The organism is Deinococcus terrestris, from assembly GCF_009377345.1.
GTDB classification, from domain to species: domain Bacteria; phylum Deinococcota; class Deinococci; order Deinococcales; family Deinococcaceae; genus Deinococcus; species Deinococcus terrestris.
The window spans coordinates 73326-100231 of the sequence record NZ_WBSL01000007.1 but is presented as its reverse complement, the minus strand read 5'-3'; the positions used below and the strand labels follow the sequence as shown (position 1 = coordinate 100231).

Genomic DNA, 26906 nt, shown 5'->3' with positions numbered 1-26906 from the left:
CAAATTTCGTGACTGGTACAACCAGGTCCGGCTTCACTCAGCTCTGGGGTACGCCTGCCCCTGGGCTAAGCTGCTGGAAGCGGCGAAGTCTCGCAACGCTGCTTGAAGGATTTCCTGGAGCAGTACCGATTGAACAAGGCCCGTGTGACCGCGCGGTACAGGCACAAGAGGCGCGAGTACCTCAGGACAATGACTTCATCTGCAAGCGCGGCACGCTGCTTCAGGGTGCTGGTGTAATTCCCATCAAGAATCCAAGCATCTGCGGCGGTCAACTGTTCGACCAGGTGCACCCATTCGGCTTTGGCCGGCCGTACCCAGCCGGGCTTCCAATAGACGTCATCCAAGTGGACGAGCGGCAGGCCCGTCTTCGCAGCCAACTGGATGGAAAATGTGCTCTTCCCAGCGCCGGGACTGCCGATCACAAGAACACGCTTCACGGCAGCAACGATATCAACAACGTGTTTGGCCGCTCCTCCGCGTACAAGATATACGTCGTGGCCATGCCCTCCGGCGACGAAGAGCATGGGGACATCGATCACGCCCCCGGACGCTGATTGTCAACCCCTGTTCCCGGTCAGTCGGTTCAGGACGAAGACTCCCATCCTTGAAATGCCTCGACCACCCAGCGAACGGCCTCTTCGAGACGTTCGCCCAACAACAGGCACCAGCCTCCGACAGCGGCCAGGGCGTCCTTGCAATCATCGTGCATCTGTGTTCGGGGACCAGCGTGGTACACCTCGCCGTCTACCTCCACCAGCAACCGCACCTGCGGGAAGGCCAGGTCCACCACGTAGGGGCCGAGCGGGTACTGCGGCACGAAGGCCAGGCCCGCGTCGCACAGCCGCTCCCCATAGACCTGTTCGAGGTGACTGGCCCGCAGATGCGCGAGCTGGACCTTGTAGGCCTCGGTGCACGCTGGCGAGCAGAACTCGGCATAGATGACTGCCCCCTGCCTCCTGCATTTCAATGGCAACCCCAGAGCAAGGCCCTTTTGGGCAAACCGTCAACGAGTTCGCACCTCTACACTGCGAACGTGTGGTCCTTGACCTTCCTCCATTCCAACGACATTCACGGGCGCCTCGGCGCCCTGTCCCGGCTCACCACCATGGCGCGGCAGGTCCAGACGGAGGCGCAAGCCGCGGGGCGCACCGTCTTTCGCTGGGATGCGGGCGACGCCTTCGACCGTCGGTTCGAGGAGTGCCGCCTGACCCGCGGCGTCGCCCTGCCGCCCGTGCTCGCGGCGGCGGGGGTCACCGTCCAGACGCTGGGGAACGACCTGTGGATCTCCTACGGTCCAGCGGCCCTGACGCGCCTGACCGAGCGCGCGACCTATACCCTGCTGGCTGCCAACCTCCGGGCCGAGGACGGCTCACCGCTCGGCCGACTCCAATCCTCCCTGCTGGTGGAGGGGCCTACGACAAGATTGGCGAATCCTACTACGTTAAGGAAAAAGAGCGTCCTGCACGCTTTTTATTCACGTAGCGCCCGGTAGGCGCCCTCGCCGGGCACGGTCTCTGGCCGCCATACGTAGTCACCCGTCAGCCCAATGTGTTCCCACGACAGCGGTGACACGTGCGCCAACAGGTCATCCGGCACGTCCTGTCCCTCGGCACGCATGGCGTCCACTGCTCGCCCCAAGTACACCGTGTTCCACACGGCAATAGCGGTGGTGACAAGATTCAGACCGCTGGCGCGGTTGATCTGGGCCTCGAAGGAACGATCCCGAATCTCCCCGTTGCGGTGAAAGGCCACCGCCCGTTTCAAGGCGTGCAGGGCTTCCCCCTTGTTCAGTCCCACCAACACCCGCCGCCGCAGGTCAGGGTCGCGCAGCCACTCCAGGGTGAACAGGGTGCGCTGCACCCTGCCCAACTCACGGAGAGCCAGGGCAAGCCCGTTCTGGCGGGGGTACGAGGCCAGCTTGGACAGGATCAGCGAAGCGGTCACCGTGCCCGCCTTGATGGACGCCGTGAGCCGCCGCAACTCGTCCCAGTGCTCACGGATCAGCCGCAGGTTGAGCCGCTGGGCCACCAGCGGTTCGAGGAGACCGTAAGCCGAAGCGACTTCCGGCGTGTACAGCCGCGTCTCGCCCAGATCCCGAATCCGTGGAGCAAAGCGAAAGCCCAGCAGGTGGCACAGTGCGAAGACCTGCTCGGTGTACCCGGCGGTGTCGGTGTAGTGCTCCTTGATCTTCAGCTCGGACAGGTGGTACAGCAGACCGTCTAGCACATGCAGGGCGTCCCGGACATTCGCCGTGATGACCTTGGTGTGGAAAGGCGCGTATTGGTCGCTGAGGTGGGTGTAGAACAGCACGCCCGGTTCCCGGCCGTACTTCGCGTTCAAGTGCCCGAAGGTCTTGCCGCGCCCACCTGTGGGAAAGCGTTGCCCATCGGAACTGCTGGTCGTGCCGTCGCCCCACAGGGCGGCCAGGGGCAGCTTGGATTGAAAGTTGACGAGTTCGGCGAGTCCAGCGGCGTAAGAGTCGGGGCGAATGAACCAATCCGAGAGGTACATCAGGCGCCGGGCGGTCACGCCCGGGTCGGGCGAGGCCTCGGCCATCTTGGTCAGTCCGAGGTTGAGCCCATCGGCCAGGATTGCGGTGAGGAGGTGATCGTGCCGCTCCACGCCCTTGCCGCTGTGCAGGTTCAAAAAAGCGCCTGTGAAGCGGGTCCAGGCGTTCACCTCCAGCAGCAGGTCGGTGATCTTCACGCGCGGGAGCCGCGCGCTCAACAGCCGCTCCAGGGGTTCTACCTCGTCGGGTACGGCCTTCGGGGTCTTCCCGATCTTCAACTTCCGTCCCCGCACCGTGACGGACGACAACACCCCTTGGGCCAGCAAGCCCTCGACTTCACGGAGCTGTCCTTGCAGCGTGGGCTCGGTCACCGCCCAGAAGGCGTCGAAGGTCTCGGGCAGGCTCAACCCCAACTCGGGGAGGCGCCGTGGCCACACGCCTTGCGGCAATAGGTAGGCGTCAAGGTCCTTGTACTTGCGGCTCCCGGCCACCCACACGTCCCCGGCTCGCAACGCGAGCCGCAACTCGTCCAACACGCACAGTTCATAGGCCCGGCGGTCGATGGCACCGTCTCTAAACACCTGCCCCGCCCACTTCTGCCGCACGAAGCTGATGGGCACGTGTTCGGGTAGCGTCCGCTTGTTCGCGGCGTATATCTCGCGAAGGAGCCCCAGCGCCTCGACCAGAGGCGCAGCCGCTCCTTCGGCATGGAAGGTGAACGCCGCGAGCATTCGCGGCGCGTAGGACCGCACCTTGGCGTACCCCTTGAGGGCATGGTGCAGCGGGTCGAGTTGTTCGGCGCGCACTACCTCCCTCTCCCGCACGGTCTCGACGAGCTGCTGCCAGTTCACCACCGCCTCGATGGCCTGGTAGGGGTCGGCGCCCTGCTCACGCGCGGCGATCACCGCCGCGCAGACCGACCGGAAGGTGCCGAACTGTTCGACCAGCGGCGGCCCTTGCTGCCCGAACGCCTCCGCCGCTTCCCGTTCGCCATCTCGGAGCAGTCCCACCATCACGCGGTCGTGCATGTCGAGCACGGCGTCGGTCAGAGTCTCCGACAGGTCGAAGAGATAGGCCATCAGTGTCGCCCGCCGCCGCCCTGGCTCGAAATCGCCCAGGTGCGAGGCGCTTAAGCGCCTCGCCTCCTCAGCGAGGTGTTCCAGACGGCTCTGCGGCAGGAAGGCGCGCAGGTTGCTCTGGACGGGAAAGGTCCGCACGAAGGCCAACTTGTCGAGCAGTGCCAGGACGTTTTTGGCCTTGGGGGCGCCCACGGGCCGACCCAGCCATGCGAACCGAGAAACAGGCTCGGCGCCCTGTGGCCCCAGCAGGGCGTCCACCTTCTCGGCGAGGTCGCCTTTCAGCGGCAGGTTGAGCAGGCCGTAAGTATGCCGGTCGGCCCGGACACGCGCGGCCTGCACGAGACGTTCGAGCACGCTGAAGCGCGGCACCAACACCTTGCGCCGTCGCAGCTCGTCCATCAGGGCGCTCATCAGGGGAAAAGGCTGGTCGGTGACGACCGCGAGCGGCATCAGCCAGTCCCGCAACTCGTGGTTCAGGCGACGGGACAGTTCCACGTATCCGAACTGCTGGCATAGGGCCGCGAAGTGTTCGTGCCGGGTCGGGTCGCGGGTGGCGTACCGGGCGTAGCACGCCGGGTCCACCCACAGTTGTTCGGCGAGGGAGACCAGCACGATCTCGGGCAGTGTTTCGCTGGGGCGCAGGGCACGCCCCAGGTGACGCAGCACCGTGAGCTGTACGGCGTAGCCGAGCCGGTTGAAGTCCCGCCGCCGCTCCCGCACGAGCCGCAGATCGGTATCGTCGAGGAGGTAGTACCGGGAGAGGGTGCGCTCGTCGAGTGGGGGAAAGCGCGTGAACTGCTCGCGCTGCGCTCTGGTCAAGCAGGCTGGACTGGGGGCCACGAACGAGCCTTCCTCCTGAGCGGTCGAGGCCACCTCTGCTGAGCGTGAGTGGCATCGGCCTGTGCAAGACGGCTCACTGGCGCACCTGGAACGCTGAAGCGACCGTCACACCCAGGGCGTGGGTGGACAATCCACGTGGTGATTGCCCCACAGCCTCACTGTTCCGCCTGCCCTGGCGGAGAAAGAGCCTGATGTCGCTACCCTTCGAAATACCCTGACTGTTCGACAATCTCACGCCACGGAACGTACGTCGCTTCCGCCGCGGACCGTCCCGTATGTTTCAGGTAGCCCTGCACGACCTCATAGCCGATGGAGTAGCCCGCGTAATCCGGCAGACCCTGTTTGGGATAGTTGAACTGCTCTGCCGCCCAATCACCGAAAATGTAGCCCTGCAATACAGGGAAGCCGCTGAGGTCCAGCGCGTCCCGAAAGCGTGGTCTGACTGCCGCAAGCTGCTCGGGGCTGAGGGCCGCCGAGTACGGCCCCACCAGGCCCGGATCACCGAGCACCTCGACCCCGAAGGCCTCAGCCAGTCCCTCGGCGACCATGTACTGCCCGACGGTGGTCTCCGGTGTCCACGGCTCGTAGGTGAACCGCACAGCATGGTTGAGTTCGTGTGCCGCCGCCACTGGCAAGCGCGGCGTGCCCACGGGATCGGGCCAGCCCATCACCATCGCGAAGGTCGGCGTGTGGGCTCCGGTGTACGCCCCATAATCGCCTTTGAGCACGCGCAGATGGCCGAGCAGGAACGCGAACCCCGGGTTCACCTCGAAGCCGTGCCTGCCCGGGTCGAGGGCCTTGAATCCCCGCTGCACCGCGTCCGCGCACTGCTGCGCTGTCCCGGCCGCCTCGAACGCGGCGATGGCCTCCAGGCCCGCCTCGCGGTCATCGAGCGGGCTGTAGAATCCCCAGGCACTCGCCATTTCCAGAGCAGGGTCAGCACTCCCCTCGCCTACGGGTCGGCGGCTGAGCATGGTCTGCCAGAACGGTGCGATGGGCTCCATCACCCGGCTTCGGAAAAGGTCGAGCGACCCCGTTTCCAGGGCGGCTCTTTGACCCGCCAGGGTGTCGATGATCTGAACGGTCATGGTTCTGTACCTCCACCAGACAGCCTGAGGTCTACAACGGTTGTAGAGTCAAGCGGTGGCTGACCTGCTGACGATTGGCGAGGTGGCGAAACGCGCCGGGGTGAGTGTGCAAACCCTGCGTCACTACGACCGCCTTGGCCTGCTGGTCCCCACCCGGGTCAGTCCCTCCGGTTACCGCCTGTACTCGGAGGAGGACTGCACCCGGTTGGAACTGCTGCGCGCACTGCGGGGAGCGCACTTCGATCTGGAGACCATCGCGGGTCTGCTGGAAGGTACCTGCTCCCCCGCCCAGGCCGTCTCTTTGCAGTTAGAAGTCCTGGAGATGCAGCAGCGGGCGCTGCAACGCCAGCAGGTGTTGCTGCGGGCCGTGTTGCGCGGCCAACCGGAGTTCATCCTGACCCGGCTCAGCCGACTCCAGAACCTGGCCCGCCTGGGGGCACTGGAGCGTGAGACCTTCCTGGCCACCCACCTGAAACGCGCCATGGACGGGCAGACCGGCCACCCTGAGGTGTGGCGGGCGGCGGTGGAAGACCTGCCCGAAGAGCTTACCGAGGAGCAACTGGAATCCTGGCTGGAGTTGGCGGAGCTGGTGACCGACGCGGGCTTCCAGCGAACCCTGGGGAATCAGACGCGGCCGGTGCCGGGAGTGCCGACCGAGCAGGTGGAGGCCTGGGGCAACGCGGTCCAGGCCCTGTTGATCCTGGGGCGGGGGGCGGTGGAGGAGCAGCGCGACCCGGCGGACGCTGTGGCCCAGGCCCAACTGAGGGCATCCCTGGAAACGCTCGCCCTCATGATGGGCCGTCAGCCTGACCGCCGGTTCATCCGCTGGTTTCTGGAGTACATGCAGTCCGTCTCCGATCCCCGGATGGACCGGTACTGGAGGCTGGTGGCTCACCTCAAAGGCTGGACGTACACCCCGGTCTACGCCCAGGGGATACGCTGGTTACTCGACGCGTTGGCACAGGCCGCTTCTCCTTGAGCCTGCCCGAGACTTCGCCGTTTGCGTTGCAACTCGGACTGACCGCTTCAGCGCGGCGAACTGTAGGGGCGCGTGATGATTTCCAAACCGTGCCCAGCAGGGTCTTTGAAGTACACACCACGCCCGCCGTGGTGCCGATTGATCTGCCCGGGCAGCGTGCCCTGCGGATCAGCCCAGTGCTCAAGGCCACTCGACTGCATCCGTCCGTAGACCTGGTCGAAGGTGTCGTCGTCTACCAGGAACGCATAGTGCTGCATCTGAATCTCTGGTACGCCCGGCTCCGCGAACTGGAGGTGGACGCCTTCTTCGAGGACGACGCTCACAAAGGGTCCCCAGGAGGAGACCGAACAGGTGGGCGAAGAACAACGCCGACGTGTGGCGGTCAGAGGCGGCGATGATGGCGTGATTGAATTGAATGCTCACGGGAGCAACTCCCGGCGGGGTGTCACGAGGTCTCAAGCAGCCGGACGTCGGCACACAGCGCCTTCGTTCAGGATATCCAGGGTGTGGCGCCAGAGCAAGCTTGACGGGCCTACTTTCCGGCAGAGCAGACGAGCGGATTTACCTCAGGGGGTCGGCAGGCCAGTTGTGGTGAAGTGAGCTGCATGCATGAGGTGCCAGATCGCGGCGGCAGCGCTCGGAAGTTGGGGTTGCAACGCAAACAGCGAAGTCTCAGCCTGCCCCTATCCTTGGACAGGTCAGGAGTGAGCTGGCCCCCAGCGGCTCGGGCGCTTCAGTCGCTGCGGGTCAGGGAGCCACCCCGCGACAATGGCGTGCTGCTCGCTCCAGGCCAGCCACACCTGGCGAGCCCACTCCCGGAGTCGGTCGTCGCGCTCGTCCCCTTCTAGTGCGGCCATTACGTCGGCCACGGTCATGGCCCCACGTGACGGGGGCGCCGCGAGTCGGGGCCAGTCGTGTCGGGATCCCGCGAGCACCGCGTGCGCGTGCTGTACTTCCCGCCCATTGAAGCCCTGCTCGAACGTCAGGTACAGGCCGATGAGACCGAACGCCGTGGCGATGGCTTTGGAGCTGGGGCCGTCATGTTGGGCGGCGTAGGCGTCCACGGCCAATTGGTGGAGAAAGCCCGGATCGGCGCGCTGCATGTTGTAGGCCGTCAGTTCCCCATAGGTCGCCCAGCAGGCGGGAGAGGCGGCGTAGTTCTCCGGCGCGATGCCATCTACATGAGCGAGCTTCAATCCGCAACCGGGGCAGGCAGGAGTCATCTCCCCAATCTACTCAGGCCTGCTGGAGCAGGAACGGCCCTTGATCCTGCCGTAGCGTCAGGTCTTACCGTTGCCTCAGGAGGGCGACATGCGACTGAGCCTCAGACAACTCGCACGGCGGAGCGGTCTCCCCGTCAGCACCCTACGTCACTACGAGCAACTCGGCTTGCTCGCGCCCGTGGGGCGCGCGGCATCAGGGCAAGGCCTGTACTCCGATTCGGCTCTGCGGACCATCCAGCAGGTGCAGAGTCTGGAGGCCTACGGCCTGTCCCTGGCCCGGATTCAAGCCGTTCTGCGAAGGCCCGAGCAGGACCCGCAGCCCCTTCTTGGCGAGCAGATCAGGGCCTTAGAGGAGAACGTGACGCGGCGGCAGGCGTTGCTGGACCGCCTGAAGCGGTTGGACCTGGAGGAAGTGAGCGGTTCCGAACTGCTGGAGGTGATTCGACTGGGCGTGAGGGTAGAGAAGACGTTCGGCGGGGACGACCATCCAGGCCGACTCGACAAGGACGGCCAGGAACTCACGTGACGCTGGGCAGGGGCTTACAGCACCCGTTCCCTGTCCTCCCGAGGTGACTCAGGGGGCGATTGGCATCGGTCAGTTTGTTCTGTAGGACGGAGAGCGGATGCGTTTTTGGCCTTTCAACTTCGCGGAATCCGCATACCCCGTAAAAGTCAGCGGTACGCTGGGGGATGCCACGAGCAGAAGTAGGTGAAGAAGCGGCTGAACTTCGCGGTCAAACAGGAGAAGCGAACTCCCTGCGCGAGGTGGTGCGGGGGACTGTCAAGCTGTGGCGCAGGCACCACCTCACCTTCGACCAGACCAAGCACGTCGTCGAAGGTGTGCGGCGAGCCCTTGGGCTCACCGCCCCCAAGGAACGACGGCGCACGGTGGACCGCCTCGACTGCGAGGAGATCGAGCGGCTGATCGAGGCGGCGTACCGGCGGACCAGCGGGTACGGCCTCATGGTGAAAACACTGTTCTACACGGGCGCCCGCGTGTCGGAGTTCGTCAACATCCGCGTGACGGACCTGCACTTGGCTCTCGACCCGCCTCAGGTTTACATCGCTCACGCCAAGGGTGGCAGTGACGGGTACGTGCCGATCCTGCCTGCGCTGGCCCAGGAGTTGCGCACCCATCTCGCCGGGCGCCGGACAGGCTACTTATTCGAGAGCAACCGGCATGATCAGTACACGGCGCGGGCCATCCAGCTCATCGTCAAGGACACGGCGCGCCGGGCGGGGATCGAGAAGACGGTGACGCCCCATCGCCTGCGCGCCAGCGTGGCGACGATCCTGCTGTACGCAGGGATGCCGCTCGACCAGGTGCAGAAGTTCCTTCGCCACAAGCGCATCGCCACCACTCAGATTTATGCCCAGACCAGCGCGCGGGGCATGGGCGAGAGCTACGTCCGGGCACTGAGCGGTCGCTAATAGCCGGAAAAGAGCGGCCAGGCCGCTCTTTTTTCCTTAACGTAGTAGGATTTGTCGATCTTGTCGTAGCCCCATCAAGGTCCTGCCGACCAACAACCGCTACCGCGACACGGCGGTTTCGGCCGACGGGCGCACCATCTACGTCATCACCGACAGCGGCGGGCAGATGCTGGGGCAGCAGGGCCAGCGGGTGACCGAGATGGCCAACCCCGGCGCGATCCTCGCCTTCACCTACACGGGGAAGTGAGCGCGAGCGAGAACCTTCCACGAAACAGAGCAGAGGGGGACGGCGCCTTGGCGCCGTCCCCCTCTGCCGTTCATGGAGATCCACGGAGACAGGGATTGCCTGGTGTGGCTTCCTGCGTCCCTCTGAACTGGAAGCGCGGAGAAGCTGTGGCGGCGCCCTGACTGCTGGAGGCGGCTCAGGCTTCCGGGTACGGGCCGCCCAGCCAGGCGGGGTCCTCGGGGAGGCTGAAGTGGAAGGCAGCGCCCTGGCCGGGCTGGCTCTCGGCCCACACCCGGCCGCCGTGCCGCTGAACGATGCGCCGCACGGTCGCCAGTCCGATGCCGGTGCCCCCGAACTCCTCCTGGCGGTGCAGCCGCTGGAAGACGCCGAACAGCCGATCGGCATAGCGGGGATCGAAGCCCACGCCCGAGTCCCGCACCGAAATCACGGTCTCGCCGGAGCGCCGCTCGCCGGTCACCTCCACCCGGAGGCGCTCCGAGCGGGTGCTGTACTTCACGGCATTCGATAGCAGGTTGGACAGCACCTGCCGCAGCAGGTCGGGGTCGCCCCGCACCTCCGGCAGCTCGGCCACCGCACACTCCACCTCGCGGCCCCCCGCTTCAGCCTCGGCCTCGGCCTGCACGCTCTCGACGAGGCGGCGCAGGTCCACCGCCGTCTTGGTCAGCTCCTGCCGGGACAGGTGCGAGAAGCCCAGCAGGGCATCGATCAGGCGCCCCGCCTGCGCGACCGCCCCGTCGATCACGTCCAGGGAACGGGCGGCGCGGGCGGCGTCCCCCGCCTCCACCGCCCGGCGCAGCATCCCGGCAAAACCCGCGATGTGCCGCAGCGGCGCCCGCAGGTCGTGCGACACGGTGTAGGAAAAGGCCCCCAGCTCCTGGTTGGCGGCTTCCAGCTCCAGGCGCTGGCGGCCGAGTTCGGCGGCCACCCCCGCCCGCTCCAGCGCCAGGCTGAGGTGCCGGGCCGCCGTGTCCAGCACCACCCGGTCGGTCGCGTCCCAGGACCGGGAGCCGAAGAGGGCCACCGCAAAAACGCCGCGCGGCTGCCCGCCCACCAGAATCGGGACGGTGGCGGTCGCGCCGATATGCCGGGTCTGCTCGGCCAGCCCGTCGGTGTCGGGGGCATAGGCGTCCTGGTAGTGGGCCTGCCCAGTGTGCCACGGCTGGGTCAGGTTGCCCGCCTCTTTCACAGGCAGCCCGGCGTCGAGGGCCGCCTGTAGCGCCGGGCTGCCCACGTCGCCCGTCTGGGCACGGACCCGCCAGCGGTCGCCGCGCGGCTCGTAGTAGACGGCCACGCCCGGCGGCAGCAGCGTCAGCACGATCTCCTGGGCGCGGCGCACCAGGGCCAGCGTGTCCGTCTCGAAGGCGAGGTCCCGGGCCAGCTCCGCGAAGCCCTCCAGCGCCCGTGTCCGCGCGTGCAACTGGGCGTTTTGCTCCTGCAACATCCGCGCCGTTCCGGTGCGCTCGAAGGCCAACGCCAGCCCCCGCGCCACGCTGGTGAACACCGCCTGCGCCCGCGCTCCCCAGGTCGGCCGGGTGTCCGACGCCAGCATCAGCAGGCCGCACGGTTCGCCCCGGAGGAAATAGGGAAAGAAGGCCGCCGCCGCGTCCTCACCCTCCACGAACAGCACGTCGGCGGGGAGGTCCAGCCGCCCGGCCGGAAAGCGGCCCAGCGCCCCGTCCATCACCCCGGAGGGCAGGCTTCCGGCCACGGCGCGGGCCACCCACTTGTCCCCCTCCAGCTCGTAGTACCCGGCGCTCACGCCCTCCAGCGCCCCGTGCAGCACCTGCGCCGCCTGCCGGGCCAGCGCGGACAGGTCCGTTTCGGTGCCGATCCGCTCGGTAAAGGCGGCGAAGGCGGCGGTCGCGGCCCGTTCCTCCTCCAGCCGCTCCAGCGAGGCGGTGCGCTCGGCGGCCAGCGTGAGGCCGTGCGCGACCGCCTCGAACACCGCCCGGTCCCGCGGCGTCCAGTGCCGCGCGGCCTTCAGCCCCGCCGTGAGCAGCCCGCGCCAGGTGCCGTCCTGCGCGACGGGGAAAAAAGCGGCGGCGCCGTACTCCGGGGTTCGGGCACCGACCTCGCCGCCCCGCTGCCCCCAGGACTCGACATACTGCGGGTCCGGGCTCGTGGGATCAGGCAGCAACTCGCGCAGGGCAAAGCCCCGGCGGGCGAGGTCGAGCGTCTCGCCGCGCAGTTCCCCCGCCCAGGCCCGGGCCTGCCACCGCTCGCCGCCAGGCTCGTAGTACACCGCGCTGCCGTCGCCCAGCGTCTGCACCAGGGTGTCGACCGCCCGCTGCGCGAGCCGGGTGAGGTCCGTCTCGGCGCCCGCCGAGCCGGTAAAGGCGGCAAAGGCCGAGAGCGCGTCCGATTCTGCCTGCAGCGCGGCGGTCCGTTCGCGTTCGCTGAGGTCGGTCATCCCGCCGATCATGCGGATGGCCTGCCCCGCCGCGTCGCGAATGACCTGCCCCCGGTCAAGCACCGTGGCGTAGGACCCGTCCCGGCGCCGAAAGCGGTAGCCGCCCCGCCACTCCCGCGCCTCGCCCGCGATCACCGCGTGAATGCTGGAGACGATCCGCTCCCGGTCGTCGGGGTGCAGGTGCTCTTTCCACCAGCGGTCGGTGGGCTCGACCTCCTCCGGCGGGTAACCGAACAGCGCCGAAACCCCCTCGTTCCACACCACGCTGTTGCCCGCGAACTCCCAGTCCCAGATCGCGTCGTTGGTGACGTTGGACAGCACCCGGTAGCGTTCCTCGCGGTCGTGGGCGGCCTCGGCCTGCCGGGTGCGCTCCAGCGCCAGGGCGCCCTGCCCGCCCAGGGTCAGCAGTGCGGAGCGCTCCGCCTCGTTGAAGGTGGGCGCGTGGTCGTAGCTGTACGCGAGCACGCCCAGCAGCTCCCCCCGTGCCCGCAGGGGCAGCACCGCCGCCGCGCGGGTGCGCTCGGCCCACCCCGCGCCGGGGTAGTGCTGCCGGAAATCCTCCTCGTGCAAGAAGCGCGCTTCCCCGTCGCGGGCCACCCTCGCGGGCAGGTGCGGGCCGTGCAGGCTGATCTGCCGCCACGCGTCCGGCGCCGCCAGCCCGGTGCGGGCCGTCTCGCGCAGTTCCTCGCCCTCCAGCCGGTATAGCACCGCGCTGTAAGCCCCCAGGGCCTCCCGTACCCCGCCGGTCAGGACCCCCGCCACCTCCTGCGCCGTGACTGCCGCGACGAGGTCCCGCGCGACCCCGGCCAGGGCCTCCGCACGGGCAGCGGCCAGGCGGCGTCCGGTCACGTCGCGGTAATGCACCCCCAGGCCCCCGGCGTCCGGAAAGACCCGCACCTCCAGCCAGCGGCCCAGCGGGACGAAGAATTCCTCGTACTCGACGACCCGCTGTTCCTGCCGGGCGCGGCGGGTTTCCGTCTCAAACCGGGTGCCCAGGGTGTCTGGAAAGGCGTCCCAGACCACCCGCCCCAGCAGCTCCCCGGCCTCACGCCCCACGAACCGCAGCGCGTGCCCGTTGGCAAAGGTGAGGCGCCACGCCCCGTCCAGCGTGAAGAAGGGGTCGGGCAGCGACTCCAGCACGCGGTGCAGGTCAGCCGGGGAGGGAAGGGAAGGGGGATTGGTCATGGAGCAGGCGGCCGGACCGTGGCCCGCACTGTAGATGAGGCCGCGCCGGGGCGGAAAGCCACCCCCGAACGTGTCTCAAGAACCCATGAAGACCGCCTCCCCCGTGTCCCACCCCAGGCACGGCCGCGAGGCAGGCGGCGCTGAGGCGCGGTCCGGGCGGGTACGGGCGCTGCGTTCCCCTCCCGGACGGCGCAGGAACTCGGACGCGCTCCGGAGGACGCGTAGTCTGGGAGACGATGACCTCCGACGCCCGCCCTGACCGCATGACCGCCTTCGCGCAGGCTTTGATGACCCTGATGGTGCAGCACGGGGTCGCCGCTGTGCTGCCCCGCGCCGCGGGAGGAGGAGGGCTGGGCCTGTCCGAGGACGGCGAGTTCGTCACCCGCGACCTCGCGTTCGAGTTCCTGGCGCCCGCCGACCACCGGGCTGCCGCCGGGGCGCTGGGGGTGTCCCCCGTACCTGGCAGCGGCGGGCCGCGCGGCATGGCCGACGTGCAGGCCTTTGTGCGGGCGGTGGGGCCGGTCTACGACGCGTACGGGGTTCAGGCCCTCGACTTCGGTCCCGGCGCCCGGCTGGGCTTCCGGCCGGGACCTTCGGGCATGACCTTCGTGACCGACGGGGTGGCCGTGACCCTCCGGAGGGAAGCGTGAGCGCCCGGCCCCGGCTCGGCCTGAGCACCTCGCAACTGACCCAGGACCTGTCCCACGAAGTGAACGGGGTACCCCGCCGCTACGCGGAGGCCGTCCGCCTCGCGGGGGGGCTGCCCCTGCTGCTGCCCAACCTGCCGGAGCTGGCCGCCGACTACGCCGCGCAGGTGGACGCGGTCGTGCTCACGGGCGGCCCCGACCTGCACCCCCGCCATTACGGGCAATCACCCCGGCGCGGGCTGGGCGAGGTCGACGAGCAGCGCGACGCTTTCGAGACCGCGCTCTACCGGGCCGCCCGCGCCCTGGGCAGGCCCGTGCTGGGCATTTGCCGGGGCATGCAGACCCTCAACGTGCTGGAGGGCGGCACCCTGCACCAGCACCTCCCCGACGTGCCGGGCTTCTGGGCCGACCACGCGCAGGTGGCCCAGCCCCCGGGCCTGGGGCACGAGGTGTGCCTCAGGCCCGGCAGCCTGCTGGGGCGGGCACACGGGGCGGCGGCGTGGGTGAACTCCTACCACCATCAGGCGGTCGACGCGGTGGCGCCGGGCCTGACGGTGACCGCCACCGCCCCCGACGGGGTCATCGAGGGGCTGGAGGGCGACGGGCTGCTGGGCGTGCAGTGGCATCCGGAAATGCTGCTGAGCCGGTATCCGGAGGCGCTGGCCCCCTTCCGGGTCTTTCTGGAGGAGATGGTGGGGGTCCGGCGGGGCTGACCGGGCAAGAAAGAGGCCGGGGCTGCCCCCGCCCGATCCGGACCCACGCGGAGGGGCGCAGGCCGCTATCCTGGGAGCGATTGCCCCCCAGGTGCCCCGACCGGGTCAGCCTTCCCCCTGAAGGCGCCCCTTGCCACCCCCAGGAGACCCCATGCACAAGCTCGCCGCTCTGCTCAGCCTCTGCCTGCTCGGCAGCGCCCTCGCCCGGCCCATCGTGGTCGGCTCCAAGCTGGACCCCGAGGCGCAGCTGCTCGGGCAGATGATCCTCCTGACCCTTCAGAACGCCGGACTGGAGGTCGTCGACAAGACCACCCTGGGCGACACCAGCGTCAACCGCAAGGCCATCCTGGCCGGAGAGATCGACATCTACCCCGAGTACACCGGCAACGCCGTGTACCTCTTCCCGAAGGCCAAGATCAGCCCGGCCGTGAGCAAGAACGCCGCGCAGATCTATGCCCAGGCCAAGCGGCTCGACGCGGCCAACGGCATCACCTGGCTGAAACCCGCCAATGCCAACAACACCTGGGCGCTCGCGGTGCCGCAGGCCCTCGCCCGGCAGCAGAAGCTGTCCTCGCTGGCGGACCTCGCCGCGTACCTGAGGCGCGGCGGCACCCTCAAGGTGGCCGGGTCCCCGGAGTTCTTCAACCGGCCCGACACCATGCCCGCCTTCGAGCAGGCCTACGGGTTCAAGCTCAAGGCGAGTCAGAAACTGGTGCTGGCCGGGGCCACCCCGGTGCAGACGCAGTCGGCCGCCGCGCGGGGCACCAACGGGGTGAACGCGGCGATGGCCTACGGGACCGACGGGACGCTCGGCGCCCTGGGGCTGGTCGTGCTGAAAGACCCCAGGGGAGCGCAGCCCGTCTACCAGCCCGCGCCCATCATCCGCACCGCGACCCTGAAGGCGTATCCGCAGGTCGAGGGCCTGCTCAACCGCGTCTTCGCGACCCTGGACGGCAAGACCCTGCAAATCCTCAACGGCCGCATCGCGGTCGAGGGCCGCAGCGCCCGTGACGTGGCCGAGGGGTACCTGAAAAGCCGGAAGCTGCTGAAGTGACGCCCCCTGCCCGTCTTCCCGGCGGGGCCGAGGGCCTGATCCGGCTGGGGGCCGCGCTGCTGCTCCTCAGCCTGCTGCTTCCCTGGCTGGAACTGCGCCCCAACCGCATCGCGGCCGGGGTGCCGCTGCCTCCGGGAGCGTGGGCGTGGGCGTGCGCGGCCCTCGCGGCGGCGCTGCTGCTCGCGGCCCGCCGTCCCGGTCTGGCCCTCGGGCTGGGCAACCTCGCGGTGCTGGCAGGTGTGGCCGCGCTGGGGCAGGGGGCGGCCGCCGCGCTGACCGGGCAGCCTCCAGTCGCCCGCGTCGCCGCCGGGGGTGGCTGGTGGCTGTGGCTGCTGGGGAGTGCGGTGGCCCTGTGGGGCGCGGCTTACGCGGGACGGGTTCGCGGGTGGGCCTGGGCGTGGCTGCCCGTCACGCTGGGATATGTCCTGCTGGGCGGCCTCTCCTCCTGGTCGGTGTGGCAGGAGGGACAGGTCGAGGCGGCCCGGCTGGGGCAGGAACTCGCCCAGCATGTGCGCCTGACTGCTGCGGCGCTGGGCCTCTCGGTGCTGATCGGCGGGCCGCTGGCGGTGTGGTCGGTCCGGCGACCAGGGGCGGGGCAGGTCGTCCTGGCGGTAACGGGCGGCATCCAGACGCTGCCCAGCCTCGCGCTGCTGGGGTTGCTGATCGCGCCGCTGGGGGCGCTGAGCCAGGCGGTCCCCGCCCTGCGCTCGCTGGGGGTGAGCGGGATCGGGACGGCGCCCGCGCTCGTGGCCCTGACCCTCTACGCGCTGCTGCCCGTGGTGCGAAACGGTGTGGCCGCCCTGCGCGGGGTGGATGCCGGAGCGCTCGACGCGGGGCGCGGCATGGGCATGACGCCGGGACAGCTCTTCTGGCGGGTGCAGTTGCCGCTGGCGCTCCCGGTGTGGCTGGCGGGGCTGCGGCAGGCGACCGTCCTCTTGATCGGGGTCACGGCGGTCGCCGCCCTGATCGGCGCGGGCGGGCTGGGGGTCTATATCTTCCGGGGGCTGAACGCCTCGGCCACCGACCTGATTCTGCTGGGGGCGCTGCCCGCCTGCCTGCTGGCGATCCTGGCGGACGCCGCGTGGCGGAGTCTGGAAGCGGGGCTGGCCCGGCGCCTGGGGCTGCCGCGCGGGGCGGGGATGGTGGCCCCGTGATCGACCTGCGTGAGCTGACCAAGCGCTACGGCGACACCTTCGCGGTGCGCGACCTCACCCTGACCTTTCCGGTGGGGACCGTGACCGCGCTGCTGGGGCCGTCGGGCTGCGGCAAGACGACCACCCTGCGGATGATCAACCGCCTGACCGAACCGACCTCCGGCCACGTGCGGCTGGCCGGGCGCGACACCCGCGAGCTGAGCCCCGAGGCGCTGCGGCGTGGCATGGGCTACGTGATTCAGCGGGTGGGTCTCTTTCCGCACCTGTCCGTCGGGCGCAACGTCGCCGCCGTGCCCGAGCTGCTGGGCTGGCCCGCCGCGCGGGTGCGGGCGCGGGTGGACGAACTGCTCAGCCTCGTGGGGCTGGAGCCGGGCACCTTCCGGCACAAGCGCCCCGCCGAGCTGTCGGGCGGGCAGGCGCAGCGGGTGGGCGTGGCGCGGGCACTCGCCGCCGACCCGCCCGTGCTCCTGATGGACGAGCCCTTCGGGGCACTCGACCCCATCGCGCGGGAGGCCCTGCAGGCAGAGGTGCTGGAGATCCAGCGCCGCCTCGCCAAGACGGTCGTACTGGTGACCCACGACATCCCGGAGGCGCTGCGGATGGCCGATTTCGTCGCGCTGATGCAGGCGGGCGAACTCGCGCAGTTCGGGACCCCGGACGACCTCGTGCGCCGCCCGGCCAGCCCCTTCGTGGCGCAGTTCATGGGGATGGACGCCGCGTTGGAGCAGCTCGGCGGAGTGCGGGCGGCCGCCCTGGCCCGGCCCGGCGACGCCCACGGCCTGCCGCGCCTGCCCGCCGAAGCGGACGCCCGCACCGCGCTCGCGCTGATGCTGCGTCAGGGCACCGACGGGGTGGCGGTCGTGGGGGAGGGGGGGGCAGTGATCGGCGTCGTCGGGTTCCGCGACCTGGGCCACGACCCCCGCTCCGGGGGAGCGTGAGGCGCCGTCCCTGGGCCGCGCTCGTATGGGGCCTGCTGCTGGGGTTGTGCCTCTGGCCGGGGCTGCTGGCTTCCCTGCTGGCCCCGGTGGCGGGAGGCGAGGCCCCGGCCCTGGAAGTGCCGCTGTGGCGCCTGACCGCCGAGCACCTCGGGCTGGTGCTGCTCGCCGAGGCGCTCGTGCTGCTGCTGGCCGTGCCGGTGGTGCTGTACGCCACCCGCCCCGGCCGCGGGGCCGTGCTGGGGCTGGTCGAGGCGCTGGCCGGGCTGGGGCAGACGGTCCCGACCCTGGCAATTCTCGCGCTGGCGGTGCCGCTGCTGGGCTTCGGGGTGGCCCCCACCCTGCTGGGGCTGGTGCTGTACGGGCTGGTCCCGGTCGTCTCCAACGGCGTGGCAGGCCTGCGCGGCGTGGACGCGGACGTGCTGGACGCCGCGCGGGGCCTGGGCATGACCGCCCGGCAGCGCCTGTGGCGGGTGGAGGCGCCGCTGGCACTGCCGGTGTGGTGGGCGGGGGTGCGGACCTCGCTGGTGTTCGGGGTCGCTACCGCTGCGGTGGGAGCAGCCCTGGGGGCCGGAGGGCTGGGCCGCCCAATTATCGACGGGCTGTCGCAGCAGAACACCGCGCTCGTGCTGCTGGGCGCCCTGCCCGCCGCGCTGCTGGCCCTTACGCTCGATGCCCTGCTGGAGCTGATGGCCCCGGAGGGAGCCTGATCCGGGCCGCAGCCTGGTTCCTCCGGGAAAATTGGGTGCCGCTCCCCGGCGGGTCACGAAACGGGAGCAGTGGGGCTCGGGCTTCCGTAGAGCGGACGGCCGGTGCGGCCTGTCCCTGCTGACCTCTCGCTTCCCCGGAGGAAAGATTCGGTCCCCGCAGTTCAAGCGGGGTCCGTGAGAGCAGGGCTCCGGCTCGCTCCCGGTCGTCCTCTTTCTCCCTCCTCCGCGAGCCTGGCCGGGATGCGCCGTGACTCCACCAGCCTTTCTCCGCCCCCCGCGGGCGTGGGCGGGTTCAGGGTTCGCCCACCTGGGCGAAGGCCGGGAGTTCGGCGGGGTCGGCCCCGGCCCAGAAACGCCCGAACAGTCCGCGAAAGTCACGCGCCTGGGCAGGGTCGGTGGTGGCGAGAACCGCCTCGTTGAGCCCCAGCAGGCCCTGGGTCCAGGAGGAATGGTGCAGGTTCATGGAGCCGACCACCAGCATGCGGTCGTCGACCAGCGTGGCCTTGGCGTGCAGCGGTCCGGGAAACCAGCGGGCCTCGAAGCGGGAGGCCGGAATCCCGCGCCGCGCCATCTCCCGCCGCAGGTACGCGAGGGCGATGCGGTTTTCGATGGCCCCCAGGCTGCCGCCTCCATCGGTCAGCAGCCGCACGTTCACCCCACGTTCCATCGCCCCCAGCAGCGCTGTCATCCAGGGGAGGGGGTCCTCGTCGGTGCAGAGGGCCGGGTTGAGCACCGCCACGATGCAGTCCAGGGCCATGCTGAAATTCACGTGCAGCAGGTCGGTGCGGGTGCTCGCGGCATTCAGCAGGGCAGTCAGCGCCTCGTCCGCCTGGGTGAAGCCCTCCCGGCGGTAGAGACTGAAGGCCCGCGCTCCCCCGGCGAGAACCGCGCGGCGGGCGGCGGGAGGGTGCCGGGGCGTTCCCAGGCCGCCCAGGTCGCAAGCCTGCCGAACGCGGCCGGGCCGGGGCTCGCCCGCGCACACCACCACCCGGCTGCGTGCCCACAGGTCGTCGAAGATGTTCGCCCCGTCCTGCGCCGCCGGTCCCCGCGCCACCAGCCCCAGGTCGTACAGCCCTCCCCCCCGCCCCGACGGGTGATCCGGCGGGTAGTGCCCATGGGCATAGTTGAATCCAGCGGTCAGCAGTGTCTCGCCGTCCAGCACGGCCAGCTTGACATGGCTGTGCGGAAAGGTCCCCGCGTAGTTGGCGAGTTCGACCTGCCACCCCAGGGCAGGGTCCGCACGCGGCACGCCCGCCGCGAGCAGGTCTTCCAGAGCGGTCCAGACCTCGGCGCCCCACTCGAAGGCCGGAATCACCGGGTAGTTGCCCAGCGTGATCCGTACCCGCATGCCGTCCGGGTACGCGGCCGGGTCGGCCCTCACCCGCGCGTACAGCCGGGCGAGAGCACCCGCCAGGGTCGAGCCGGGACTCAGTTCGCCGCCGTCCCACTGCATCGTGGTAAAGAGCACCTCGGACCGGGCGCCCTCGACAAGCGCCGCCACCTCGTCGAAGCCGCTGCTCAGCGGCGTGGCCGCCGTGCCCCCCGGCAACTCGATCAGCGGCCCCAGCCGGTTGCCGCACGACAGGTCGGGCCGCCCCCCCTGGACGGCGACCGCCCAGACCGCCCGTTCCAGCGGGTCGGTGGGTTCGGGGCAGCCGGGCACGTTCAGCGGCCGGGCCACCCGCAGGGGCGCAGGGTCGGCCGGGCGGGCCGTCACGAAGTCTCCCAGGGTGCGGGTCAGGCCCACCACGCTGCCCAGCAGGCTCAGGCCCAGCGTGGCGACCACGGCCACCTGCGCCCGGCTGGCGGCCTGGAGCGTTCCCCCGGCGGCGGCCTTGCGGCGGCCCAGCGCCGCCAGCCGCCCCAGGGCGCCGCGCACGGCCAGGCCCCACCCCAGGTGAATCGTGACGACAACCAGCGAGACCAGCAGCACCAGCCCCGGCGTGCTCTGAAGCACCGCCCGGGGACGAACAAGTTCAAGCGCCAGCCCACAGGCCACTCCCGCCGCCAGCGCTCCCGCCAGCCCTGCCAGCGCCGGGCGCCACAGGTGCCGCAGCCGCACGGTCAGCAGCCCCAGCCCCAGGCCCGCGAGCAGCCCGTAGGCCCCGGCGCACAGGGCCAGAATCAAGCTGCCATTTCTTAGTACCCCGCCCAGCGCCCCCTCCTGGGCGACGAGGGCCACCACCGAGAGCAGCAGGACCGGAATGACCAGCACCCCGCCCGGCACGGCGAGCGAGACCGCTGTCCGGTACGGCCCACGGCGCGGGGGCACCCCGACCTCCGCCAGCGGCAGGGCCGCCGCGCTGAGGGCACCCATGCTGGCAAAACCCGCGGCGACCGCGAGGTAGGCCGCGATGATCCCGGCGTAGGCCCGCAGGAACACCTGGCGTTCGGGAATCGCCCCCAGCACCGGCGGAACGGCGAGCAGGGCCAGCCCACCCGTCACCAGCAGCCCGGCCAGCGCGGCGAAGAAAAGTCGCGCGAGGGGACGCGGCATGGGGCCTATTGTCCCACGGCGAGGTCCCTGCCCGGCGGCCTGCCAGAATCAGGCCCATGCGGAACCGGCAAAGCGTGGGGGGCAGCGGGCGGGCCTTGCGCGGGCACCTCGTCCTGCCGGGCGGGGTCAGCCCCGGCGAGGTCCGCTTCGGGGCGAGGTTGGAAGCGGTTACCCCGCTTTCCGGGGTCCCGGACGACCACCTGATTCTCCCCGGTTTTGTCGACACCCACGTCCACGGCGGGGGCGGCGGCGACACGATGGACGGCCCGGCCGGGGTCGCTGCCCTCGCGCGGTGGCATGCCCGGCACGGCACCACGACCCTGCTGCCCACGACCATCACCCGTCCCTGGAAAACTGTGCTGGCGGCGCTTCGGGGCGTGCGCGAGGTGATGGACGCCGGGGGGGTTCCCGGTGGTGCCGATCTCCCCGGCGCCCACCTCGAGGGCCCCTTCATCAGTCCGGGGCGCCTGGGAGCCCAGCCGCCGCATACCCTCCTCCCGACCCCGCAGCGGGTGGCCGAGGTGCTCGCGCTCGGCGTGGTGCGGGCGGTGACCCTGGCCCCCGAGCTGGAGGGCGCGGGCGAGGCCGCCCTCGCCTTCGCTCGCGCCGGGGTCCGGGTGGGCGTCGGCCACACGCGGGCGAACGCGGAGACGGTCACGGCCCTGCTGGAAGCCGTCCACGCCGCCGGGGGCCGCGGCAGCGCGACCCACCTCTACAACGCGATGGGCGGCGTCGAGGGCCGGGCGCCCGGCCCGGCAGGAGCGCTGCTTTCTGCCCCCCACGCCTTTCTGGAAGTCATCCTCGACGGTCACCATGTCCATCCCACCAGTTTCCAGCTCGCCCGCCGCGCCGCCCCCGGCCGGGTCCTCTTGGTCAGCGACGCGATCCGGGCGGCGGGACTCGGGGAAGGAAAGAGCGACCTGGGCGGCCAGCGGGTCACGGTCCGGGGAGGCCGCGCCGCCCTCCCAGACGGCACCCTGGCGGGCAGCGTGCTGACCCTCGACCGGGCGCTGCGCAATGCCGTGGGGCTGGGCGTGTCCCTTCCCGAGGCCAGCGCCATGCTCAGCGCGGTTCCGGCCGCCTCGCTGGGCCTGACCGATCGGGGACATCTCGTACCGGGCCTGCGCTCGGACCTCGTGGTGCTGGACCGGGCGCTCACCGTCCGACAGGTCTACGTGGCGGGACAGCCCGTGCTGGAGGAACGCGCCTGAGGGAAGGTTCCCGGCAGAGGAGACAAAGGGAAGATGGCCCGTCTGGAACGGTTTTGCCGCTCACGGCCTTTTCTGCGGACTCGCAGAGGTGCTCCGCAGGGCTGTATCAGTCTCCACCCATCCTCGCTGTGCAAGAGGCAGATCAGCGGCTCGGGCGGGATTTTCTCCTTAGGGGGAACTCGCAGAGCTGCGGAGCAGAGGGAGGTGGCAGGTGCAGTTTGCCTTCACGTCAGCTGCGAAACACGTGTTTACGCACCTGGCCCATTCAGATCGCACGACCCATCAGGCGTTTTCAGACGATAGGTACAGCTCGCACCGTGAGAGGCTGGCAGGAGGGTAAGCGGCAACGCCGTCCCACCACTCCTGCAGCGAGGCCCTCGTCAACCACGCGTTCAGAAGTCTTCGACCTCGTGGGCGACGTCGTGCTCGTCCACGGCGACGTAGCGGCGGGTGGTGTCCACACTGCTGTGGCCCAGGAAGAGGCCCACGCGGGTGAAGTCGCGGGTCGCCCGGTAGAGCCGGGTGCCCGAGTGCTTGCGGGCAGCGTGAAAACCGCGCCAGGTGTGCCCGTGCCCGGCCCGGCGGAAGGCCAACCGCAGCCGGTAGGCCGCCTGGGCGTAGGTCCAGTCAAATAGCGCCCCATCGGGCCGGGCCGGGGAAAGCCCCGCCAGCGCCGTCCGGGTGCGCTGGCTCAGGGGCACCCGCCGGACCTTGCCGCCCTTGCCGCGCACGGTGACCAGACCACCCCCGAGGTCCTCGGTGTGGACGCCCAGCGCCTCGCCGATGCGAAGGCCGCCGTGGGCGCACAGCAGCAGCAAGGCAGCCAGCCGGGCGTCGCAGTGCCCCAGCACGGCGTCAATCTCGCGCAGGTAGGGCGGATTCTTCACGATGCCGGGCGTGGGGTCGGGCGGCACGTGCGCGTCCTCGAAGGGCTGGGCCTCGGTGGCCCCCGCCCAGCGCAGGGCACGGTAAAGCGCCCTGGCCCCGGCGACGTACTGCGCCACCGTGGCGGAGGAGAGCGTCCCCGTGCGCCCGCGCCCCCGCGAGGGCCGGGTCTGGAGGTTCGCCACGTACCGCCCCCCGTCGCGCCGCCCTGGGCGCAGGAGCTGGACCCCGCTTTCCCGCGCCCAGGGTACGAAATCCCGTATGGCGAGCGCGTAGGCGGCCAGTGTCTTGGCACTGCCGCGTGCTCCCTTGCGGCTGGCGGTGGTCATGTACGCCAGCGTGACCTGCACCAGCCCTTCGGCGTCGTAGGTACTCGCGGCCTCCACCGCGCGCACCCGCAGCGCCTGATCACTGAGGCTGGCCAGCGCCAGCGGCGCCTCCTGGCGGACGAGGGTCATGGCCCCTCTGCGGACTGACAGGCTAAGGGTCTGAGCATGGAGTCCAGTGTATCCCCCGATCTATGTTCATACTAAGTCGGATTAGTGTGAATTCATCATATGGGCTTGGATGGCCGGATTAGAGAAGTCGCTGTCGTCGCGACTTGAATGAACCTAGTGGCAAGAGACAGACACTATCCCTGTACCTGTTTCGCTGCATAGATGTGTTCCCTACGCCCCAGCGTTGAATGTTGGAGGGCAGTGCCGGGTGCCCGCAAGTGCTGAAAGACTGTGATTAAAACGGGAAGCTCTCTCCTTCGCGTACGGTGCAGGGCTCCGACCGTCTGAAGACGAGCCCCCAGTCCAGATCTGGTATCGAACTAGTCACAAGGGAGATTAGACAATGAAGATAGTTTGTCCTCCATATCTTTTTTGCCTTAGCCACCCTCCTGCTTCGTAATGCCTCCGCTTGGGCCTAGGCATGGTGAGTGGCAAGGGATCGATCTAAACGGAGATTGCTAAGTGAGACCGAGACGGAGAAGAGTTCGTATATTCGATCTAATCTCCCTTGCGACTCCCTGATCTAGACTAATTCATGCCTCACCCGCAAGATGAACGCGCCGCCCAGCTTGCCCGCGCGATGATGCACGCGGACCTCGATGCGCTGCTCGGGCTCACGCGTCACCTTTGGTCGCGCCCGAGCAGAAACGTCTACACCCTGCTTAAACCCATCTTCGAAGCCGCCGAGGCCAGTGGGCTCAGCCTGCTGCGGCCGCCCCCGCCCGCCGACTTCCATCCCTGGCTCCTCCAGGCCGCCGCTCGGCCCGGCGTTACCGGTGTCCCCGTTCGTCCCAACACCGTCCGGACCCGTCTGGGGCTCCTGGCCCGCCTCTACGATCATCTGATCGACGAGGGCCTGATCACCACCGGCCACCCCATGCGCGGCCTTCAGCGGCCTCCCGCTGAAGCCAGTCAGCGCCCACTGCCGTCCTCAGAACACGTCAGGACAGTCCTCTCACTCACAGACACGCCTGAGCACCTGCCTCTGCACGTGGCCCTGACACTGATCTACCACCACGCTTTTCAGGTCACCGAGTTGCTCACCCTGACCTGGGGCGCCTATGAGCCGCGTGACGGCACCCTGCTGCGCCGCCGCGCCGTCACCCGCCTGGACCGGGAAGCCCACCACGCCCTGAACCGGCTGTACGCCCGTGCGGGCGCCGCCTTCGCTCCCGAGCACGAGCGTCTCTTTCCCTACACCAACCACGACACCCTGCGCAAAGGCATCTTCCAGGCCACCTGGGGCCACGCCCCCTTCATCTCCCCTGCCGACCTCCGCAAAGCCTCGCTGCGCGACTTCCCCCACACCCTCGAATCCGCCGGTTTCACGCCCGGCAGTCAACAGCAGTTCCAGCGGGCCATCACCCTGGCACGAGCGTCCCTCAGCCATGCTCCACCCCGGGACTCCTGAGCCTCACCGGACCTCCAGCCCGGCAGCGGGGACAGGAGACAGCACAGTCGGCGCCGCCCTGGGCGTGGCGGTCCCAGCAAACGGCGGCCTGGCTCCCACCCACCCCTTCCGGGCCGCAGAAGCCGCGGTAACAGACAGCTTCAACGCCCTGAACTGGGACGCGGTGGGTCAGATCGCGTCACCTGGGCAGCAACGCCCGCATGCGCGGGGAGAGCTGAGCATGCCTGACTCCGCCTTAACAAGAGTCTTACTGGGAGGCCAAGAGATGCCGTGATCGGACTGGAACGGCTTCGCCGCCCGTTCCCGTGTCGTCGCTCTCCCGATTCGAGAACGGATTGGACAGCAACCGCAGCAGAAATCGGCCCGGACCCTTGCAATACGCTCCTCACCCTTCTCCAAGTGGGCGCTGGGACCAACCCTACCACCGCCCCTCTCCTGTTAGCCGCTTGTGAGTGGGTCTTCCCACACTGCCCGCATGGCAGAGACTCCCCCTCCACGGCAGGCCTCCCCTGGTCGGCCCGAATTTGTGATCTCGGTCTGGCGGGACGCTTCGGGCTCGTGGCGCGGCCGGTTGAAATCGCTGCGGAGCGGGGTCGAGCGGGCGGTGGCCGATGTATCCGAAACCGCTTAGCACGCCGATATCGTGCTGCCGGACGGCCTGCACGAGGAGGACGAAGGCACGTCGACGAGCGGCAAGGGCCTCGGCCTATACCGGGTGGGCGGCTGGGGGTCCTGACGCTGGAGGAAGCGGGCGGCGTCCTGGTGTACGCGCTCACCGGGGGCCTCGACCCCAATCTGCCCCTCACCTAAGACTTCCGGAGCGGGGACGTGTGGTAACGCTCAGCCCGGCTCCCAGTAGCGCTGGCCCGCGCAGTCGCGGCACAGCGTTTCACCGCAGAGCATGACCTCGCGTCCGTTGACGATCTCCTCGCCGCAGCGGCCACACACGGTCCGCACGCCTGCCACGCTGATAAGCGCCGCGAGGTCGAGGGTCAGGCGCACGGGCTGCACGGTGAACAGCGCCTCGTCGGGCCAGGTCTGGTAGGCGGCCATGTAGGCGTCCCAGCGCTTCTGTCCGTCGGGGCGGCCCTCCCGCACGCGGGCACGCAGGTCGGAGCGGGGGGCGACCCGCACGGCACGGCCGGTCTTCGTGTCCACGAAGGTCGCCGCCACCTTGCCATGATCGACCAGCCGCATCGTGCGGCGCCCCAGCCAGCCGCCGCTCGCCACCGACACGCCGTCCGCGAAGCAGCCGTCGGTTTCCACGAAGACGAGCACCCGCTTGTCGCTGCGCGGAAAGTCCAGCCCCAGCCACTCGCCCGCCAACAGGCCGATCCGGGCACCCAGTACCTGCCGGGGGCAGAGGTGGCGGTGCAGGGCCGCACTCTGCTCCAGCAGGGCGGGCAGGCGTTCCAGGCGGGGGGGCGGGCACATGAGGGGGGTCACCGCCCCCACATCCCGGCCCCGTCGGTCTCGCCGCTGTTGTCGGTCTCCGCCCCGGCAGGGCCGGACTGGGGGCGGTCTTGGTCACGGGGGTCAGTCATGGCAGCGGCTCCTTGCGGGGATTCAGGAATGGACGGCGTCGCCGTCGACGTTGGCCTGGAGGTGCGGTGCGGCGCGGTTCATCATCCGCATGATGGTGAGCTGCATCCAGACCACCAAGATCAGGGTCATCACGAACACGGCGAAGAAGGTGCGCTGCGAAAAGCCCAGCGCGTTCTTGGCGTAGGCGAACATCGGGTCAGGAAGAAGCCGCCCAGGCCGCCCAGCAGCCCGATCAATCCGCCAACCGCGCCCACGTCCTTCGGAAAATACTCCAGGATGTGCTTGTAGACGGCGGCCTTGCCCACGCCCATGCTCACGCCGACGAGGAAGAGCAGCGCGGGGCAGCTCTGCACCTGCGCGATCAGGAAACAGGGCATGGCGGTCGGTGATGATCCCGGCCGGGAGGCACCAGAACGAGCCGTTGAGCACCGCCACCGCTGTCAGCCACGAGAGCTGCACGTCGGTCAGGCCGAATTCCTGGCGGATGGGCAACCCCGGAATGCCGAACATCAGCCACACCGCGAACATCAGCGTGAACGCGGCGGTCGAGAGCGTGAGCACCCGGCGACGATCCCGAACCTCGGTCGCTCCGGCCTGCGGGAGGGTGGTCACGGGTCCATCGTCCGGCGGGGACTTACAAAGCGTTAATAAGCTCC

At 69.7% G+C, this 26906-nt stretch carries 24 protein-coding genes; 13 read left to right on the top strand and 11 right to left on the bottom strand.

The genetic code is table 11. The features are described from left to right. Window positions 1-65: 65 nt before the first annotated feature. Together F8S09_RS17715 and F8S09_RS13480 are read right to left on the bottom strand one after the other, a co-directional pair. Window positions 66-539: a P-loop NTPase family protein gene (locus F8S09_RS17715; protein WP_194165348.1), complete on the bottom strand. Its 474-nt coding sequence runs from the start codon at window positions 537-539 to the stop codon at window positions 66-68. Window positions 540-583: 44 nt separating this feature from the next. Further along, a complete protein-coding gene (locus tag F8S09_RS13480; protein WP_194165347.1) occupies window positions 584-967 on the bottom strand; it encodes a DUF559 domain-containing protein in 384 nt (127 codons plus the stop codon). Between the two features lie 66 nt (window positions 968-1033). Between F8S09_RS13480 and F8S09_RS13475 the strand changes: the two genes are divergently transcribed. After that, window positions 1034-1492, top strand: a complete 459-nt coding sequence (locus tag F8S09_RS13475) for a metallophosphoesterase family protein (protein ID WP_152872004.1) — start codon at window positions 1034-1036, stop codon at window positions 1490-1492. On the opposite strand, the gene F8S09_RS13470 is transcribed toward F8S09_RS13475, so the two are convergent. Together F8S09_RS13470 and F8S09_RS13465 are read right to left on the bottom strand one after the other, a co-directional pair. Beyond that, window positions 1471-4407, bottom strand: coding sequence for a Tn3 family transposase (locus F8S09_RS13470; protein ID WP_152872003.1), 2937 nt, complete (start codon window positions 4405-4407; stop codon window positions 1471-1473). The two genes, F8S09_RS13475 and F8S09_RS13470, sit on opposite strands and share 22 nt — an antisense overlap. Before the next feature lie 218 nt (window positions 4408-4625). Next, on the bottom strand, window positions 4626-5516 hold the full coding sequence (locus tag F8S09_RS13465) for a DUF2268 domain-containing protein (RefSeq protein WP_152872002.1): 891 nt from the start codon (window positions 5514-5516) through the stop codon (window positions 4626-4628). A gap of 55 nt (window positions 5517-5571) precedes the next feature. Here F8S09_RS13465 and F8S09_RS13460 point away from each other — a divergent pair, with 55 nt between their 5' ends. Beyond that, entirely contained in the window at window positions 5572-6495 is a 924-nt protein-coding gene (locus F8S09_RS13460; RefSeq protein ID WP_152872001.1) for a MerR family transcriptional regulator, read from the top strand. A 47-nt stretch (window positions 6496-6542) separates the two neighbouring features. Here F8S09_RS13460 and F8S09_RS13455 read toward each other — a convergent pair whose 3' ends face one another. Further along, the gene (locus F8S09_RS13455; RefSeq protein WP_227978689.1) at window positions 6543-6818 is read right to left on the bottom strand and encodes a VOC family protein; all 276 of its coding nucleotides are present in this window, start codon (window positions 6816-6818) and stop codon (window positions 6543-6545) included. 375 nt (window positions 6819-7193) lie between these two features. Continuing rightward, window positions 7194-7718 (bottom strand): DUF5946 family protein, encoded by a 525-nt coding sequence (locus F8S09_RS13450; protein WP_194165346.1) that lies wholly within the window; start codon window positions 7716-7718, stop codon window positions 7194-7196. 88 nt (window positions 7719-7806) lie between these two features. On the opposite strand from F8S09_RS13450, the gene F8S09_RS13445 reads away from it, so the two are divergent. Together F8S09_RS13445 and F8S09_RS13440 are read left to right on the top strand one after the other, a co-directional pair. Beyond that, window positions 7807-8244, top strand: a complete 438-nt coding sequence (locus F8S09_RS13445; protein WP_152872000.1) for a MerR family transcriptional regulator — start codon at window positions 7807-7809, stop codon at window positions 8242-8244. Window positions 8245-8408: 164 nt separating this feature from the next. After that, window positions 8409-9149 (top strand): tyrosine-type recombinase/integrase, encoded by a 741-nt coding sequence (locus F8S09_RS13440; RefSeq protein ID WP_152871999.1) that lies wholly within the window; start codon window positions 8409-8411, stop codon window positions 9147-9149. 422 nt (window positions 9150-9571) lie between these two features. Here the strand turns inward: F8S09_RS13440 and F8S09_RS13435 are convergent, their stop codons facing one another. Next, window positions 9572-12991, bottom strand: coding sequence for an ATP-binding protein (locus F8S09_RS13435; RefSeq protein ID WP_152871998.1), 3420 nt, complete (start codon window positions 12989-12991; stop codon window positions 9572-9574). Window positions 12992-13227: 236 nt separating this feature from the next. Here F8S09_RS13435 and F8S09_RS13430 point away from each other — a divergent pair, with 236 nt between their 5' ends. The 6 genes from F8S09_RS13430 to F8S09_RS13405 all read left to right on the top strand — a co-directional run bounded on the left by F8S09_RS13430 (window position 13228) and on the right by F8S09_RS13405 (window position 18204). Continuing rightward, window positions 13228-13641 carry a hypothetical protein gene (locus tag F8S09_RS13430; RefSeq protein ID WP_152871997.1) on the top strand — a complete coding sequence of 138 codons (414 nt, stop codon included), beginning with the start codon at window positions 13228-13230 and terminating at the stop codon, window positions 13639-13641. Beyond that, window positions 13638-14351: a gamma-glutamyl-gamma-aminobutyrate hydrolase family protein gene (locus F8S09_RS13425; RefSeq protein ID WP_322618830.1), complete on the top strand. Its 714-nt coding sequence runs from the start codon at window positions 13638-13640 to the stop codon at window positions 14349-14351. Before F8S09_RS13430 ends, F8S09_RS13425 begins: the two co-directional genes overlap by 4 nt. A 151-nt stretch (window positions 14352-14502) precedes the next feature. After that, the gene (locus F8S09_RS13420; protein WP_152871996.1) at window positions 14503-15405 is read left to right on the top strand and encodes an ABC transporter substrate-binding protein; all 903 of its coding nucleotides are present in this window, start codon (window positions 14503-14505) and stop codon (window positions 15403-15405) included. Then, window positions 15402-16559 (top strand): ABC transporter permease, encoded by a 1158-nt coding sequence (locus F8S09_RS13415; protein ID WP_322618829.1) that lies wholly within the window; start codon window positions 15402-15404, stop codon window positions 16557-16559. The genes F8S09_RS13420 and F8S09_RS13415 overlap by 4 nt, the downstream gene beginning before the upstream one ends. Next, window positions 16556-17497 carry an ABC transporter ATP-binding protein gene (locus F8S09_RS13410; protein ID WP_322618828.1) on the top strand — a complete coding sequence of 314 codons (942 nt, stop codon included), beginning with the start codon at window positions 16556-16558 and terminating at the stop codon, window positions 17495-17497. The genes F8S09_RS13415 and F8S09_RS13410 overlap by 4 nt, the downstream gene beginning before the upstream one ends. Further along, the gene (locus tag F8S09_RS13405) at window positions 17494-18204 is read left to right on the top strand and encodes an ABC transporter permease (RefSeq protein WP_322618827.1); all 711 of its coding nucleotides are present in this window, start codon (window positions 17494-17496) and stop codon (window positions 18202-18204) included. Before F8S09_RS13410 ends, F8S09_RS13405 begins: the two co-directional genes overlap by 4 nt. Window positions 18205-18496: 292 nt before the next feature. On the opposite strand, the gene F8S09_RS18190 is transcribed toward F8S09_RS13405, so the two are convergent. Further along, entirely contained in the window at window positions 18497-20701 is a 2205-nt protein-coding gene (locus F8S09_RS18190) for a phospholipase D-like domain-containing protein (protein ID WP_152871995.1), read from the bottom strand. A 56-nt stretch (window positions 20702-20757) separates the two neighbouring features. Between F8S09_RS18190 and F8S09_RS13395 the strand changes: the two genes are divergently transcribed. Continuing rightward, the gene (locus tag F8S09_RS13395) at window positions 20758-21912 is read left to right on the top strand and encodes an N-acetylglucosamine-6-phosphate deacetylase (RefSeq protein ID WP_152871994.1); all 1155 of its coding nucleotides are present in this window, start codon (window positions 20758-20760) and stop codon (window positions 21910-21912) included. Between the two features lie 392 nt (window positions 21913-22304). Here the strand turns inward: F8S09_RS13395 and F8S09_RS13390 are convergent, their stop codons facing one another. Continuing rightward, window positions 22305-23255 (bottom strand): tyrosine-type recombinase/integrase, encoded by a 951-nt coding sequence (locus tag F8S09_RS13390; protein ID WP_152871993.1) that lies wholly within the window; start codon window positions 23253-23255, stop codon window positions 22305-22307. Between the two features lie 574 nt (window positions 23256-23829). On the opposite strand from F8S09_RS13390, the gene F8S09_RS13385 reads away from it, so the two are divergent. Both F8S09_RS13385 and F8S09_RS17710 read left to right on the top strand, forming a co-directional pair. After that, a complete protein-coding gene (locus F8S09_RS13385) occupies window positions 23830-24705 on the top strand; it encodes a hypothetical protein (protein WP_152871992.1) in 876 nt (291 codons plus the stop codon). A gap of 475 nt (window positions 24706-25180) precedes the next feature. Beyond that, the gene (locus F8S09_RS17710; protein ID WP_194165345.1) at window positions 25181-25336 is read left to right on the top strand and encodes a hypothetical protein; all 156 of its coding nucleotides are present in this window, start codon (window positions 25181-25183) and stop codon (window positions 25334-25336) included. A 209-nt stretch (window positions 25337-25545) separates the two neighbouring features. On the opposite strand, the gene F8S09_RS13380 is transcribed toward F8S09_RS17710, so the two are convergent. Continuing rightward, on the bottom strand, window positions 25546-26151 hold the full coding sequence (locus F8S09_RS13380) for an FmdE family protein (protein WP_322618826.1): 606 nt from the start codon (window positions 26149-26151) through the stop codon (window positions 25546-25548). Between the two features lie 120 nt (window positions 26152-26271). Beyond that, window positions 26272-26862, bottom strand: coding sequence for a hypothetical protein (locus tag F8S09_RS13375; protein WP_227978688.1), 591 nt, complete (start codon window positions 26860-26862; stop codon window positions 26272-26274). Window positions 26863-26906 lie beyond the last annotated feature (44 nt).

Coding starts and splice junctions, on each gene's coding strand:
- F8S09_RS18190 (WP_152871995.1), bottom strand. CDS start 20,701: ATGCCGCGTCCCCTCGCGCGACTTTTCTTCGCCGCGCTGGCCGGGCTG.
- F8S09_RS13390 (WP_152871993.1), bottom strand. CDS start 23,255: ATGACCCTCGTCCGCCAGGAGGCGCCGCTGGCGCTGGCCAGCCTCAGT.
- F8S09_RS13385 (WP_152871992.1), top strand. CDS start 23,830: ATGCCTCACCCGCAAGATGAACGCGCCGCCCAGCTTGCCCGCGCGATG.
- F8S09_RS13435 (WP_152871998.1), bottom strand. CDS start 12,991: ATGACCAATCCCCCTTCCCTTCCCTCCCCGGCTGACCTGCACCGCGTG.
- F8S09_RS13420 (WP_152871996.1), top strand. CDS start 14,503: ATGCACAAGCTCGCCGCTCTGCTCAGCCTCTGCCTGCTCGGCAGCGCC.
- F8S09_RS13430 (WP_152871997.1), top strand. CDS start 13,228: ATGACCTCCGACGCCCGCCCTGACCGCATGACCGCCTTCGCGCAGGCT.
- F8S09_RS13465 (WP_152872002.1), bottom strand. CDS start 5,516: ATGACCGTTCAGATCATCGACACCCTGGCGGGTCAAAGAGCCGCCCTG.
- F8S09_RS13395 (WP_152871994.1), top strand. CDS start 20,758: ATGCGGAACCGGCAAAGCGTGGGGGGCAGCGGGCGGGCCTTGCGCGGG.
- F8S09_RS13445 (WP_152872000.1), top strand. CDS start 7,807: ATGCGACTGAGCCTCAGACAACTCGCACGGCGGAGCGGTCTCCCCGTC.
- F8S09_RS17710 (WP_194165345.1), top strand. CDS start 25,181: ATGGCAGAGACTCCCCCTCCACGGCAGGCCTCCCCTGGTCGGCCCGAA.
- F8S09_RS13450 (WP_194165346.1), bottom strand. CDS start 7,718: ATGACTCCTGCCTGCCCCGGTTGCGGATTGAAGCTCGCTCATGTAGAT.
- F8S09_RS13440 (WP_152871999.1), top strand. CDS start 8,409: ATGCCACGAGCAGAAGTAGGTGAAGAAGCGGCTGAACTTCGCGGTCAA.